Below are 13,776 nucleotides of genomic sequence, written 5' to 3' on the forward strand. Positions count from 1 at the left end.
GCGGCGCGGCACGCCGGGGCGACGCGGAGCGCGGGCCGGACCCGCGCGCGGCGCCCGTGACTCAGGCCCGCTCCCCGTCGTCCGCGCCGCGCTTCCAGCGGTCCATGCCGGGGTCGGCGGGCGCGTCGGCGGCGGGCAGGCCGCCCGGCCGGTCGGCCGCGCCCTCGGGCCGCTCGGCCGCGTCGCCGGACCACAGCCGCTCCGAGCTCCCGCCCGCCGCGGACCCGCTCGACACGCCACCGGCGCCGCCAGAGCCCGCCCCGGCGATGGGCGGCTCGTCGGACGCCCAGCGCCGCACGCCGGGCTCGGCCGGCGGGCCCGCCGCGGCGTCGCCCGCGTCGCGGCCCGGGCCGCCCATCGCCTCGGCCGCCTGCCACAGCTCGGCGGTGTCGCGGCCGGCGAGCGTGCGGTAGGCGACGACGACCGGGGCGATGAAGCCGGCGGTCGTGATCACGCTGAGGCCGACGAGGAGCACGACGTAGGGGATGACGCTGACCGCGCCGACGGTCTCGTCGAGGGCGAAGAGGCCGCCGACCACGAGCTGGAGCCCGAGCGAGAGCACCGTGGAGACCACGCTGACGACGATGCCCACGAGCAGCAGCACACCGAAGACCGACCAGAAGCGGCCCCGGGTCAGGTCCCACGCCCGGCGGTAGCTCCGGACCCCCGTCGCCTCGCTCAGGTGCACGACGGGCCACAGCAGCACGCGGACCACGAGGTACACGAGGGCCAGGAAGGCGGCGAGCCCGACGAGGACGGCCAGGGCGCCCGCGAGCTGCGCCGCGAGCACCACGACGAGCGCCAGGCCCGCGAAGACGACGACCATCCCGAGGTAGAAGACGATGCCCAGGCCGAAGAGCTTGGGCGTGGCCGTCAGCGACTCGCGCATCGCACGGCCCAGCGGCAGGTGCGGGCGACCCTCGACGGCCCGGTCGGCTCCGCGCACGACGGAGACGTAGGCGGCGAGCAGGAACCACACGAAGACGAGCGCGCCGATCGCGATCAGCACGCCGAGCAGCACCTGCTGGCCCGAGGAGTAGTCCGCGACCTCGCGGGTGACGAGCCGGCTGTCGCCGAGGAACGTCGACTCGCGGACCTGCTCCGTCCGCGTCCGCACGTCGCCCAGGAGCAGGTAGCCCACCCCCACCAGCACGAGCCCGAACAGCGCCGGCAGCACGTTGAGCACGAGCTGCGGCAGCAGCAGCGCCCGTGGATGGCGGCGCAGAAGCGCGAATCCGCGGTCGAGGGTCAGGCCGACCGGCAGGGCCGGCCTCGGGGACTCAGGGGTGCTCACAGCGGGACGTCCTCCACGCGGACTCGGGTGCCCGGCACCCTAGCCGCTGGTCCGTCGACCCGCGAACGCCCTACTCGTCGCCCTCGTGGACCTCGTGGACGTCCTGCGGCTCCGGCGGTGCCGGGCGGAAGTGCACGATCGCCGTCGTGCGGGTGCCGTGGTAGGGCACGAGCTCGTTGCGCTTGCGCAGCTTGTCGATCTCGGCCTCCATCTCGGCGCGCAGGCGGTCGCGCATCTCGACGGTCTCGCGCTGCAGCTGCTCGAGCCGTTCGGCCGCGCGGGCGTAGCGGCGCTTCTCGCGCTCGAGCTGGTTCTCGAGCTCGAGCACCTGCTCGACCCCGGCCAGGTTCAGGCCCAGGTCGTTCGTCATCTGCTGGATCCGGCGCAGACGATCGACGTCGCTGTGGCTGTAGAGCCGGGTGCCCTTCGGCGAGCGCTTCGGCTCGATCAGGCCGCGCTGCTCGTACATCCGCAGGGTCTGCGGGTGCATCTCGGCCAGCTCGGCGGCGACGGAGATCATGAAGACGCCGCGGTCGGCGTCGACCTCGATCGTGGTCGTCGTCGTGGTGGTCGTGGTGACCCGGGCCGTCCGGCGACGCCCCGGGGACCGCCCGCCCGCCGGGGCGGACGCGTCGGCCTCGCCGGGGGTCGGGCCGTCGGTGTCGGGGTGGATGTCGTGGTCGGCCATGGGGTCACTCCTCGGCGAAGAGGCGCTCGCGTCCGGCGGACGGGAAGAGGTCGGCGAGCTTGCCGACGGCCTCGCGCTGCTCGTCCGTGGACGGCTGCGGCACCTCGATGACGAACCGGTAGCGGATGTCGCCCCGCGGCGGCGTGCCCGAGCCGAGCTTCGGCGGGCCCTCGCCGCGCAGGCGCTGCACCGTGCCGTGCTTCGTGCCCGGCGCGACGCGCAGCTTCTTGCGACCGTCGAGCGTCGGGACGTCGACGTCGGCGCCCTGGACGGCCTCGGCGATGGAGAGCGGGACGGTCACCTCGACGTCGTCCCCGTGACGCTCGAAGATCTGCGACGGCGTCACGTGCGTGACGACGAAGAGGTCACCGGGAGGACCGCCGCCGCGGCCCGCCTCGCCCTTGCCGGCCAGGCGCACGCGCGAGCCCTCCTTGACCCCGGCGGGCACGTTCACGCGGTAGCGCTTCGTCGCGTGGATCGCCCCCTCGCCGTGGCAGGTGTGGCAGGGCTTCTCGATGATCGTGCCGGCGCCGTGGCAGCGCGAGCACGGCTGGCTGATGGAGAAGAGGCCCTGGCCCTGGGACTCGACGCCCCGGCCCTGGCAGCGTGGGCAGACCGTCGGGCTCGTGCCCGGCTCGGCCCCCGTCCCCGCGCAGGTGCCGCAGGTCGCGGTCGTCCGCACGCTCAGGGGCACCTGGGCGCCGTCCATCGCCTGGCGGAAGGAGAGCGTGACGCCGGCCTCGAGGTCGCGACCCCGCTGCTGGTTGGACCGCGTCCGCCCGCCCGCACCGGTGCCCGGCCGGGTCCCCGCGCCCGTGGCCCGCCCGAAGACGTTGCCCAGGATGTCGCCGATCCCGGAGTCGCCGAAGTCGAACCCGCTCGGAGCGCCGCCCCCGCCGGAGAACGCGCCGCCCAGGCCGCCGAACGCGCGGGCCTTGTCGTACTCCTTGCGCTTGTCGGCGTCGGACAGGATGTCGTGGGCCGCCGAGACCTGCTTGAACCGCTCCTCCGCCGCCTCGTCCCCGGGGTTGCGGTCCGGGTGGTACTCGCGGGCGAGCTTGCGGTACGCCTTCTTGATCTCGTCGGCGGACGCCTTTTTGTCGACCCCGAGGACCGCGTAGAGGTCCGGGCCGTTGTCCTGTCGTGTCGCCATCGCTGCGTCTTCGGGTCAGAGGGGAAGGGAAGGGGGAACCGCGGGTGGCCGGTGGGCGAGCGCCCACCGGCCGCGCGGTCAGCCCGCGACGACGACCTTGGCCGCCCGCAGCACGTCGTCGCCCCGGCGGTAGCCCGCCTGGTAGACGGTGACGATCGTGCCCGGCGTGACGTCGTCGCCCGCCGGCTGCTGCGTGAGCGCCTCGTGGAGGCGCGGGTCGAACTGCTCGCCCGTCGGGTCGAACGCCTCGATCCCGGCGGAGGACAGCGCGGCGTGCAGCTCGCGGTGCACGATCCGCAGGCCCTCGACGAGCTGCGCGTCGTGCTCGGCGTCGCCGACGTGCGCGAGCGCGCGGTCGAGGTTGTCCAGCGCGGGCAGGAGCTCGCGCGCCAGGCGGGAGACCCCGCGGGCCTCGCCCATCGCGGCGTCGCGACGGGCGCGCTTGCGCACGTTGTCGAGCTCCGCGACGGACCGCAGGTAGCGGTCCTTCCAGTCCGGCTCCTCCTCGACGGGCGCCGCCGCCTCGGCGGGTGCCTCCGGGGAGGCCCCGCCGGTGGCAGGGTCGGCGTCCTCGTCGTCCTCGGCGTCGTCGCCCTTCGTGGTGGCGTTGACGTCGGCGGGGGTCGACGCGGCGCCCTCGCCCTCGGGACGACCGTCCGGCTTCACGCCCGGCGCCGAGTCACCGGCGCGGTTGGGCTGGAAGTCGTTGTCGACGTCACCCGAGGTGGCGCCGTCCTCCGGGGCGTTGTTGTTCGCCGCGGAGGAGACGTCGGGACGACGCTTGTCCGCCGGGATCGGGCGATCCGTCTCGGCGCCCTGACCGCCGCCCCCACCGGATCCGGTGGGGGCGGGGGTCGGACGGCCGTCCGGCGTGCCCGGGTGCTCGTTCTTCTCGCTCATGGCGTGCTCCTCGATGTCCGGACGGTCGCGGGCCGGGGCCTACTTCTCGTCCACGACCTCGGCGTCGACGACGTCCTCCTCGTCGGAGGACGAGGCCCCGGAGGGACCGGCGCCGTTGCCGTCGGCCGCGTCGCCCTGCTGCTCCTGGGCGCGCTGGTAGAGCTGCTCGGAGACCTTGTGGAAGGCCTGCTCGAGCGCCTCGCGCTTCGCGGTGATCGCGGCCGCGTCGTCACCCTCGAGGGCCGTGCGGACCTCGGTGATCGCGTCCTCGATCTCCTTGCGGGAGGTCTCGTCGACCTGGTCGCCCAGGTCGGCCAGCTGCTTCTCCGCCTGGTACGCGCCCTGCTCGGCCACGTTGCGGGCCTCGGCCAGCTCGCGCGCCTTCTTGTCGGCCTCGGCGTTCGTCTCGGCGTCGGAGACCATGGACTGGATCTCCTCGTCGGTCAGGCCACCGCCGGCCTTGATCTCGATCTTCTGCTCCTTGCCCGTGCCCAGGTCCTTCGCCGACACGTTGAGGATGCCGTTCGCGTCGATGTCGAACGTCACCTCGATCTGCGGCACGCCACGGGGCGCCGGCGGGATGCCGGTGAGCTGGAACTTGCCGAGCGACTTGTTGTAGCTCGCCATCTCGCGCTCGCCCTGGAGCACGTGGATCTCGACGGACGGCTGGTTGTCGTCCGCGGTCGAGAAGACCTCGCTCTTGCGGGTCGGGATCGTGGTGTTGCGCTCGATGAGCTTCGTCATGACGCCGCCCTTGGTCTCGATGCCGACCGTCAGCGGGGTCACGTCGAGGAGCAGGACGTCCTTGACGTCACCGGCGAGCACGCCGGCCTGGACGGCCGCGCCGACGGCGACGACCTCGTCCGGGTTGACCCCGCGGTGCGGCTCCTTGCCCGTGAGCTCCTTGACCTTCTCCTGCACCGCCGGCATGCGGGTCATGCCGCCGACGAGCACGATGTGGTCGATCTTGGAGGCGCCCTTGTCCTTGGCGTCGTCCATGGCCTGGCGGACCGGCGCGACGAGGCGGTCGAGCAGGTCGCCGGCGAGCTCGGTGAGCTTCGCGCGGGTCAGGCGGACGTCGAGGTGCTTCGGGCCCGAGGCGTCGGCCGTGATGAAGGGCAGGTTGATCTGCGTCTCCTGCGCGGAGGACAGCTCGATCTTCGCCTTCTCGGACGCCTCGAACAGGCGCTGGAGCGCCATCGGGTCGTTCTTGAGGTCGATGCCCTGGTCGCGCTTGAACTCGCCCGCGAGCCAGTCGACGATCGTCTTGTCGAAGTTGTCGCCGCCGAGGTGGTTGTCACCCGCGGTCGACTTGACCTCGAACACGCCGTCGCCGATCTCGAGCACGGACACGTCGAACGTGCCGCCGCCGAGGTCGAAGACGAGGATCGTCTGGTCGGCCTCCTTGTCGAGGCCGTAGGCCAGCGAGGCCGCGGTCGGCTCGTTGATGATGCGCTTGACGTCGAGGCCGGCGATCTTGCCGGCGTCCTTCGTCGCCTGCCGCTGGTCGTCGTTGAAGTACGCCGGGACGGTGATGACCGCGCCGTCGACCGTCTCGCCCAGGTACGCCTCGGCGTCGGCCTTCAGCTTCGCCAGGGTGATCGCGGAGACCTCCGGCGGGGAGTACTGCTTGCCCTCGGCCTCGATGCGCGCGTCGCCGTTCGGGCCGGCCACGACCTTGTACGGGACCATCGACTCCTCCTCACGGACCTCCGCCTCCTTGCGGCCCATGAAGCGCTTGACCGACGAGATGGTGTTCGTCGGGTTCGTGACGGCCTGCCGCTTGGCGACGGCGCCGACGAGACGCTCGCCCTTCGCGAACGCCACCACGGACGGGGTCGTGCGACCACCCTCCGCGTTCTCGATGACGGTCGGCTCACCGCCCTCGAGGACGGCCATGCACGAGTTGGTCGTGCCCAGGTCGATACCGATGATCTTGCCCATGTGGCGCTCCTAGCTTCCAAACGGTCCTGCGTGAAATCTGAGTGCGAGTATGGCAGATCTTCGGCGATCGACCAAGGGGCTTCTCCTCTCTGTGCCCACAACCACGGACGGCGAACACGGACGGATGGGCCGTCCGGCGGGCGCAGGTTCGCGGCGGCCCGGCCGATGACCCGGGCGTGCGCTCTCGTCCAGAAGCCAACCGCCGTGTCCGTGCCGCGCTGGTGCTGCTCGTGCTCGCCGCGATGATCGCGACGCTGACGATCGTGGCCGTGCTCGCGCCCGTCGGGGCGGCCGTGACCAGCGTGCTGACCCCGCGGGCGGTCACCACCGACGCCGCGGGGCTCCGCGACGTCGTGGTGGAGGTGCGGGACCGCCGCTGAGCGGCGGCCCCGGGGGCCGAGGGGCCCCGTGGGCGAAGCGGGCGTCAGGAACCGTTCGACCACGAGGGCCGAACGGGCGGCGCGGGCGGCGCCGGAGCCCCGCTCACCACCCGGCGGCGGCGCCGTCCTTGCGGTGGTCCGAGCCGGCGCGGTAGACCCCGCCCAGCGGCTTCGTGCCCGTCGTGGCGGTCCGCCCGCGCCGGGTCACGTGGATCGCCTGGTAGCCGCCGGCGACGAGGTCCCCGCCGCGGGCGCTCACGACCTTGTGCCCCATCGCGCGCATCCCCTTGCCCACGAGGTCGTAGAGCTCGGGCTCGAGGCTGAGCGTGTTCGAGTCCTGGTCGTGACTGAAGCGGGCGGCGTCTCCCGCGGCCTGGACGTTCATGCCGAGGTCGAGCATGTTGACCAGCTCCGTGGTCTGCGCCTGCGCCTGGACGGGACCGCCCATGTTGCCGAAGGCGAGCGTCGGCTTGCCGTCCTTCGTCACGAAGCCCGGGATGATCGTGTTGAAGGGCCGCTTGCGGGGCGCGACCACGTTCGGGCTGGACGGATCGAGCGAGAAGCCGTTGCCGCGGTTCTGCAGCAGGAAGCCGTAGCCCGGGACCGTCACGGCCGACCCGAACGGGTAGTAGACGCTGTTGATGAAGGAGACCATGTTGCCCCAGCGGTCGCCGACGGTGAGGTAGACCGTCCCGCCCTTCTGCTCGGGCGCGGGCGCCGGGGCGGGCACGGAGGCGCGCTTGGGGTCGATGCGCCCGCAGAGCGACGCCGCGTAGGACTTCGAGATCAGACGGTCGACGGGGACCGGCGTGGTGCGCGGGTCGGCGTTGTAGCGCTCGAGGTCGGCGAAGGCCAGCTTCTTGGCCTCGACGATCATGTGCCAGAAGCGCGGGGAGCGCGGGCCGGCCTTCTTCAGGTCGATCCCGAGCCGCGGGGCGCACTGGTCCAGGATGTTCAGCGTCTCCAGCACGGCGAAGCCCTGCGAGTTCGGCGGCATCTCGTGGATGGTGTGGCCGCGGTACTCCGTGCTGATCGGCTTCACCCACTCCGAGCGGAACGCGGAGAGGTCCTCCTTCGTCATCGCCCCGCCGCCCGCCCGGACCTTGCGCACGATGGCGTCGGCGATCCGGCCCTCGTAGAAGGCGTCGCGGCCCTCCCGGCGCAGGGTGTTGAGCGCCCGGGCCATGCCCGGGTTGCGGAACGTGCCGTACAGCGGCGGGGCCTGTCCGCGCCGCAGGTAGACGCGGGCCGTCTCGCGGTCCTTCTTGAGGTCGTCGACCCAGGGCAGCCAGTCGCCCCGCTCGCGCTCGGTCATCCCGAAGCCCTGCCCGGCCACCTCGGCCGCGGGCTTCAGCACCTCGTCGAAGCCCTTCGTGCCGAAGCGCTTGAGCAGGCGGTCCCATCCGTCGACGCTGCCGGGCACCGTGACGGAGTCGGCGCCGCGCAGCGGCACGCCGCTCTCCGCGTCGGCGCCCTTGGCGCGGAAGTACTCCGGGGTCCACGCCTTCGGCGACCAGCCGCTGGCGTTCAGCCCGTAGAGCTGCTTCTTCTTCGCGGACCAGTAGAGGACGAAGGTATCCGAGCCGAGGTTCGTGCTCAGCGGCTCCACCACCGAGGCCACGCCCGCGGCGGCGACGGCCGCGTCCGCCGCGTTGCCTCCCTCCTGGAGGATCCGGAGGCCGGCCTGGGTCGCCAGGGGCTGGCTCGTCGCGACCATGCCGTTGCGGGCGAGCACCTCCGAGCGCTTCTGCCCGGCCCAACCCGTCGCCCGGTCGCCCGCGACGGCGGTGATGCCCTCCCCCGGGTCGGTGTTGCGGGCCGTCGGCTCCCCGAACGGGGCGGCGGCCGGCCGCCGGGAGTCGCCGGACTGCGCGAGGCCCGCCGCCGCCCCCGCGAGCGACAGGACCACCACCCCGGCGGCCGCCCCGGCCTTCAGGCCGGGTCGGGTGCGGGGGCTCTTCGAACGGAGGGGATCACGCGTCATGGGCGAGCATCCTCGGCCTCGCCGGCCGGCCGGCACAACGCCGAGTCGCGCTCAGTCGAGCGTCCTGCGCGCACAATCGGCGGCCGCACCCGTCGGACGCCCCACGATCGTCCCCGTGACGAGCGCTCGTGCGCACCCGCGGCACCCCGACGCCCTAGGTTGGAACGCATGGAGCTGCGTCAGCTGCGCTATTTCGTCGCGGTCGCCGAGGAGCTCCACTTCACCCGGGCCGCCGCGCGCCTGAACCTCGCGCAGTCCGCGCTCAGCTCGCAGATCCGGCACCTCGAGGCCGAGGTCGGCGGGCCGCTGTTCGTCCGCAGCACCCGTCGGGTCCGGCTGACGCCCGGGGGCGAGGCCCTCCTGACCGACGTGCGGGAGCAGCTCGCCGCGCTCGACGTCACGCTGGACCGGGTCCGGGCGCTCTGCCGCGGCGAGGCCGGGAGGCTCACGATCGGGACGCTCGGGCCGGCGCCCGGCAACCTGCTCGCCGCCCTCCTGGGCCGGATGGGCAGCCGCCGCCCCGACGTGCGGGTCGAGGTGCGGGCGTTCGACTTCACCGACGTCTTCGACGGCCTGCTGCACGGCCTCGCGGACCTCGCGTTCGTCTACCTGCCGCTGAAGCACCCCGACATCGAGTTCGTCCCGCTCCTGCGGGAGCCGCGCGTCGTCGTGCTGGCAGCGGACCACCCCCTCGCCCGCCGGGCGAGCCTGCGCCCGCGCGACCTCGCCGCCGAGACGTTCATCACCCAGCCCCACGAGGTGCAGGAGCCGTGGCGCGACTTCTGGGCCCTCACGGACGAGCTCGGCGCACGCCCGCGGCTCAGCCCGCACCACGGCGACAAGCTCGAGGACTGGCTGCTCCTCATCGCCCACGGGGAGGGCATCGACACCGCGCCGGCGGTGGTCACGCGCTACTACGCCTGGCCCGAGATCGCCTTCGTGCCGCTCGTCGACGCCGCCCCCGCGACCCTGGCGCTGGCCCGTCGGCGCGACGTCGAGCACCCCCTCGCCGACGAGGTCGTCGCGCTCGTCCTCGACATCGTGCGGCACGTCGACGTGACCGGCGCGACCGTCGTCGCCCCGCCGGCGGCCGGCCGTCCGCGCGTGGCGGCCGGCGGGCCCGGCGCCCCGAGGGACGCCCCTACCAGGGCGCGGCGGAGTAGTCCTTGAGGAAGACGCCGTGGACGTCCTCCCCGGCCTCGCCGCGGACGATCGGGTCGTAGACGCGCGCCGCGCCGTCGACCAGGTCGAGCGGGGCGTGGAAGCCGATGTCGGCCAGCCGCATCTTCTGCGGGTGCGGCCGCTCGTCCGTGATCCAGCCCGTGTCGACGGCGGTCATGAGGATGCCGTCCTCCTCGAGCATCTCCCGCGCGCTCGTGCGCGTCAGCATGTTCAGCGCGGCCTTCGCCATGTTCGTGTGGGGGTGCCCGGCGCCCTTGTACCACCGGCCGCCGAACTGCCCCTCCATCGCGGAGACGTTCACCACGTAGGTGCGGCGGGCCGGGGACGCCCGGAGTGCCGCGCGCAGGCGGCTGATGAGGATGAAGGGCGCCGTGGCGTTGCAGAGCTGCACCTCGAGCATCTCCATCGCGTCGACCTCGCCGAGCGTCTGCACCCAGCTATTCGTGTCGTGCAGGTCGGGCACCAGGCCGCCGGCGTCGATCGCGGTGCCGGCGGCGATCCGCGCCGGGGTCGCGGCGCGGGCCTCGAGCGCCATCGCGGCGACGGCCTGCGGCGTCGGGCTCCAGTGGTCACCCGCGGACTCCGAGAGGCTCGTCGGCCGCACGTCGCCGGGGCGGCCGAGCGTCATGACCTCGGGGATCGTGCCGCCCGGCAGGGGCGCGGCCTCCGCGTCGGCCAGGAGCGCGTAGGACTCCGCGGAGCGCCGCACGGTCTGGGCCGCGTTGTTGATGAGGATGTCGAGCGGTCCGCGAGAGGCCACGTCGTCGGCCAGCGCCGTCACCTGGGCGGGATCGCGCAGGTCGAGACCGACGATGCGCAGGCGGTCGATCCACTCCGCGCTGTCCTCCATCGCGGAGAAGCGGCGGACGGCGTCGCGCGGGAACCGCGTCGTGATCGTCAGGTCGGCGCCGTCGCGCAGCAGGCGCAGCGCGATGTACATGCCGATCTTCGCCCGGCCGCCGGTGAGCAGCGCGCGCTTGCCCGTCAGGTCGGTGCGCTGGTCGCGGCGGGCGTGGTTGAACGCCGCGCACTCCGGGCAGAGCTGGTGGTAGAAGGCGTCGACCTCCCGGTAGCCCGTCTTGCAGACGTAGCAGGAGCGGTCCTCCAGCAGGACGCCCGCGATCGCGCCCTTCGCCTGCGAGACGAGGGGCAGGCCCTGGGTCTCGTCGTCGATCCGTCCCGCGGCGCCGGTGGCCGTGAGGTTCGTGACCGCTTCGTCGTGCGCGGTGATCGCCTGGCGGCGCTCGGAGCGCCGGCGGCGGCGGGCGGTCTTGTAGAGGGACGACGTCGCCCGCTGCAGCGTGACGGCGTCGGGGTGCTCCGACGGCAGGGCGTCCGCCTGGGCGAGCACGCGCAGGGCGACCTCGAGGTCCCGCGGGTCGATGCCCGGGGTCGCCTCGTCGCGGCCCGGCGTCGCCTCGTCGCCCTCCGCGGTTCCCTGCTGCTCCGTCGTGCTCATGCGCCTGCCGTTCCCGTCCTGCCGCTTGCGGCCAGGCAGCCTACGGCGCCCGGCGAGTCCCGGTCGACCCTGCCCGTGCGTCCCCGAACGTCCGTCCGCGGGCCCGGGTGGACGGCCACGACCCCCGGCGTCGCACGCGGCGGTGGGGTGGGCGTCGGAGGAGGACCGACTGCTCATGGTCGCAGCCGGGGCGGCGAAGCGTCGTGCGTGCGCGCACAGGCGTGGAACGGGCGCGTCGGGCACCGTGCCGATCTCGAACGGGCGCGTCGGGCACCCGTGCCGATCTCGAACCGCACACCCGTCACGGGGACATGTCTCTCACGACATGGAACATGTCCCCAGGGACATACCCCCGCGATGCGTCTGTGCTTCCGGCGCGGCCGGCGCCCCCTGTCGCGGTTCGCCGTCCCGGGGGCCGGCCGCGCCCGACGTGGCGCCGCGCCGCTATGGTCCCCCGCGACCCGCGCCGTCGCGGGGCCGGAGCCGCCGGCCCGCCGCGCGCGTCCCCGCTCCCGACGCCCGAGGAACCGCTCCCCCGTGACCTTCGACGCCCTCGTTCGCCGCGCCGGCGACCGCCTGGCCCGCCCCGCCTCCCGCCGCCAGTTCGTCGGGGCCGTCGGCCTCGGCACCGCCGCGGTCTCCGCCGGCGGCCTCATCGGCTGCGGCGACGACTCCAAGGCGACGAGCGAGCCGCGGATCCCGTGGCCGGAGGAGAACTTCCGCACCGTCCCGAACGACCGGGTCCCGAAGGGCGCCGTCGGCCAGGACGAGGTGGCCGTCTGCTACTCGCCCTACGTCGTCGTGGGCACGGAGCCGAACACGAAGAAGCTCGGTCGCACCGGCGTGGCCGTCCGCAAGGGCCCGCACCCCGACGCCGAGATCGTGCTGACGAACGCGGGCGACGAGGTCTTCGTCCACGAGGGCGCCCACTTCGCCCGCCAGAGCGCCCGCGAGGCCCCGAACTGCGGGGCGCCGCCGATGCGTCCGGCGATCAACGGGTGGATCTGGGGCTACCCCGGCGACGACGTCCGCTCGAAGAAGAGCGGCTGGATCCCGCTCGAGATCGACGGCACGACGTACTCGAAGGCGGCCCCGGACTACGAGGACAAGCCGAAGAACGACGGGTTCCTGTGCGGCCCCGCCCGCAAGGACTTCGACTGTCGCGACCCCGCGGCCTCGCAGAAGGCGTGCGGCCACGACGACTGCGGCGGGCCGCCGCTGGACGACATCCGCTGCCGCACGAAGCCGCTGCGCCGGCGGATCCGCAAGGCCGCCAACCGCAAGGCCTCGAACTTCGAGGACTACTACCTGCGGCTCTCCTTCAACTCGACCGCGTTCGGCTGGGTCGAGCCGGGCGACGTCGTCGACGAGATCTGCCGCCGCTGGGCGCCCTCCTACGGCCGCTGCTGCGTCGAGTGGAGCTTCGTCGAGATCGTGCGCTCCGAGGCGCTGCCGAAGGGCACCCGCGGCTGGATGCTCGAGACGGGCCTGCACCGCGACACCCGCAAGCCGCTCTCCCGCACCGGCCCGCCGCCGCGGCGCAAGAAGCGCTGAGGCCGCGGCCGGGGCGCCGCCCCGGCCGCGTGCGGCGTCCCGGCCCCTGGGCCCGGCGTCGCCGCGGACGTCAGGCGGCCGAGGTCGCCTGCGCCGCACGGCGCAGGCCGTCGACCCCGTCGGGCCGACCGAGCAGGGCGATCGTGCCGTCGCGCGACAGCCCCAGCATCGACGGGGTCGACGGACGGCGCAGCTCCCGCGGCAGGTCGTCGATCGAGACGGTCGGCACGCCCGGGAGCGGCCGACGGCGCAGGTGCGCCGCCGCGTCGTCGCGCCGGAGCGCCAGCACGCTGACGATCCGCGCGTCGGGGGCCTCCGTCGCGAGCTCCTCGACCGCTTCCTCGACACCGACGCAGCCGTGGCACCCCGGCGAGTGGAACACGAGCAGCGCGGGGCGGTCCTGCAGGCCGCCGAGGGTCAGCACGGGCGGGTCGGCGGCCGTGGTCCCGTCGACCGCGGGCGCCGGGACCACCGGCACGGCCACCGCGGTCACCGCCTCGTGCAGCCGCGCGTCGTCGTCCGGCGCCTCGAAGAGCTCGCCGCCGTCGAACTCGTCGAGGCGCAGCCGCAGCTCGGAGGTCTGCCGGAGCAGGGAGAGCACGACCGCCACGAGCAGGGCGATGACGACCCAGGCGAGGACGGACGAGACGACCCAGACAGTGCTCACGCCAGCGCCCCCGGACGCAGGCGCCAGGCCAGCGTCGCGAGCTGCCAGAGGCACGTCAGCCCGATCGCGACCGTCGCCGCGCCGGCCAGCTCGTCGGCCGCGACGGACCACGGCGCGCCGGGCGGCGTCAGGGCGACGACGACCGCGGCGACGATCAGGCCGGCGTTGCGCAGGAGCGCCTGGCCCGCGGGCGCGTCGCCGGCGGCACCGAAGCAGTTGCAGGCGGCGAGGGCCTGCGGAGCGCGGTCGTCCGCGACGCGGAGCGCCACGGAGAACGCGACGAGCAGGACCGCCGTCGCCGCAGCGGGGACCGGCGACCCGGCGGCGAGAACCAGCGCGACGCCCAACGCGATCTCCACCGCGGCGAGGGAGCGCGCCAGGGCACGCCCGGGCACGCGGTGGCCGACCACCCGACGCAGCACCACGACCAGGCCGTCCGGGTCGCGGAGCTTCGCGATCCCGGCCAGCACCATCGTGCCGGCCAGCAGCAGCGTGAGGGCCAGGGACATGCGATCGAGGGTAGCTGGCGCGCTCGCCGCGCCCGTCCCTGCGCCCGCCCGACGGCGCGCCG

Annotated in this window: 12 protein-coding genes; 3 read left to right on the top strand and 9 right to left on the bottom strand. The window is 74.2% G+C overall.

What is annotated here, in order from left to right; translation table 11 throughout:
• Positions 1-61: 61 nt before the first annotated feature.
• From F593_RS0102185 to dnaK, 5 genes are all read right to left on the bottom strand, one after another.
• Positions 62-1,294: a glycerophosphoryl diester phosphodiesterase membrane domain-containing protein gene (locus F593_RS0102185; RefSeq protein WP_022927123.1), complete on the bottom strand. Its 1,233-nt coding sequence runs from the start codon at positions 1,292-1,294 to the stop codon at positions 62-64.
• A 70-nt stretch (positions 1,295-1,364) separates the two neighbouring features.
• The gene (locus F593_RS21785) at positions 1,365-1,982 is read right to left on the bottom strand and encodes a heat shock protein transcriptional repressor HspR (protein ID WP_022927124.1); all 618 of its coding nucleotides are present in this window, start codon (positions 1,980-1,982) and stop codon (positions 1,365-1,367) included.
• Positions 1,983-1,986: 4 nt separating this feature from the next.
• Positions 1,987-3,135, bottom strand: a complete 1,149-nt coding sequence (dnaJ, locus tag F593_RS0102195; RefSeq protein ID WP_022927125.1) for a molecular chaperone DnaJ — start codon at positions 3,133-3,135, stop codon at positions 1,987-1,989.
• 78 nt (positions 3,136-3,213) lie between these two features.
• Complete coding sequence (locus F593_RS29100; RefSeq protein WP_022927126.1) at positions 3,214-4,035, bottom strand: nucleotide exchange factor GrpE; 822 nt, start codon at positions 4,033-4,035, stop codon at positions 3,214-3,216.
• Between the two features lie 39 nt (positions 4,036-4,074).
• Positions 4,075-5,979, bottom strand: coding sequence for a molecular chaperone DnaK (dnaK, locus tag F593_RS0102205; RefSeq protein ID WP_022927127.1), 1,905 nt, complete (start codon positions 5,977-5,979; stop codon positions 4,075-4,077).
• Positions 5,980-6,155: 176 nt separating this feature from the next.
• Here dnaK and F593_RS29665 point away from each other — a divergent pair, with 176 nt between their 5' ends.
• Positions 6,156-6,359 (top strand): hypothetical protein, encoded by a 204-nt coding sequence (locus F593_RS29665; protein ID WP_157251492.1) that lies wholly within the window; start codon positions 6,156-6,158, stop codon positions 6,357-6,359.
• A 103-nt stretch (positions 6,360-6,462) separates the two neighbouring features.
• Here F593_RS29665 and ggt read toward each other — a convergent pair whose 3' ends face one another.
• On the bottom strand, positions 6,463-8,343 hold the full coding sequence (ggt, locus tag F593_RS0102215; RefSeq protein ID WP_022927129.1) for a gamma-glutamyltransferase: 1,881 nt from the start codon (positions 8,341-8,343) through the stop codon (positions 6,463-6,465).
• Between the two features lie 168 nt (positions 8,344-8,511).
• Here ggt and F593_RS21795 point away from each other — a divergent pair, with 168 nt between their 5' ends.
• Positions 8,512-9,513, top strand: coding sequence for a LysR family transcriptional regulator (locus F593_RS21795; RefSeq protein ID WP_022927130.1), 1,002 nt, complete (start codon positions 8,512-8,514; stop codon positions 9,511-9,513).
• On the opposite strand, the gene F593_RS0102225 is transcribed toward F593_RS21795, so the two are convergent.
• Positions 9,485-10,984: an SDR family oxidoreductase gene (locus F593_RS0102225; protein WP_022927131.1), complete on the bottom strand. Its 1,500-nt coding sequence runs from the start codon at positions 10,982-10,984 to the stop codon at positions 9,485-9,487. The two genes, F593_RS21795 and F593_RS0102225, sit on opposite strands and share 29 nt — an antisense overlap.
• A 537-nt stretch (positions 10,985-11,521) precedes the next feature.
• Here F593_RS0102225 and F593_RS0102230 point away from each other — a divergent pair.
• A complete protein-coding gene (locus F593_RS0102230; protein WP_022927132.1) occupies positions 11,522-12,538 on the top strand; it encodes a hypothetical protein in 1,017 nt (338 codons plus the stop codon).
• Between the two features lie 70 nt (positions 12,539-12,608).
• Here F593_RS0102230 and F593_RS0102235 read toward each other — a convergent pair whose 3' ends face one another.
• On the bottom strand, positions 12,609-13,205 hold the full coding sequence (locus F593_RS0102235; RefSeq protein WP_022927133.1) for a thioredoxin family protein: 597 nt from the start codon (positions 13,203-13,205) through the stop codon (positions 12,609-12,611).
• Complete coding sequence (locus tag F593_RS0102240) at positions 13,202-13,714, bottom strand: MauE/DoxX family redox-associated membrane protein (RefSeq protein WP_022927134.1); 513 nt, start codon at positions 13,712-13,714, stop codon at positions 13,202-13,204. Before F593_RS0102240 ends, F593_RS0102235 begins: the two co-directional genes overlap by 4 nt.
• Positions 13,715-13,776: the final 62 nt, after the last annotated feature.

Origin of the sequence: Patulibacter americanus DSM 16676 (assembly GCF_000420025.1) — a bacterium.
Lineage (GTDB): Bacteria > Actinomycetota > Thermoleophilia > Solirubrobacterales > Solirubrobacteraceae > Patulibacter > Patulibacter americanus.

What these genes read in the sequence shown, in the direction of transcription:
- F593_RS29100 (WP_022927126.1), bottom strand. Translation starts at nt 4,035, where the DNA reads ATGAGCGAGAAGAACGAGCACCCGGGCACGCCGGACGGCCGTCCGACC.
- dnaK (WP_022927127.1), bottom strand. Translation starts at nt 5,979, where the DNA reads ATGGGCAAGATCATCGGTATCGACCTGGGCACGACCAACTCGTGCATG.
- F593_RS0102225 (WP_022927131.1), bottom strand. Translation starts at nt 10,984, where the DNA reads ATGAGCACGACGGAGCAGCAGGGAACCGCGGAGGGCGACGAGGCGACG.
- F593_RS0102240 (WP_022927134.1), bottom strand. Translation starts at nt 13,714, where the DNA reads ATGTCCCTGGCCCTCACGCTGCTGCTGGCCGGCACGATGGTGCTGGCC.
- F593_RS21795 (WP_022927130.1), top strand. Translation starts at nt 8,512, where the DNA reads ATGGAGCTGCGTCAGCTGCGCTATTTCGTCGCGGTCGCCGAGGAGCTC.
- dnaJ (WP_022927125.1), bottom strand. Translation starts at nt 3,135, where the DNA reads ATGGCGACACGACAGGACAACGGCCCGGACCTCTACGCGGTCCTCGGG.
- ggt (WP_022927129.1), bottom strand. Translation starts at nt 8,343, where the DNA reads ATGACGCGTGATCCCCTCCGTTCGAAGAGCCCCCGCACCCGACCCGGC.
- F593_RS21785 (WP_022927124.1), bottom strand. Translation starts at nt 1,982, where the DNA reads ATGGCCGACCACGACATCCACCCCGACACCGACGGCCCGACCCCCGGC.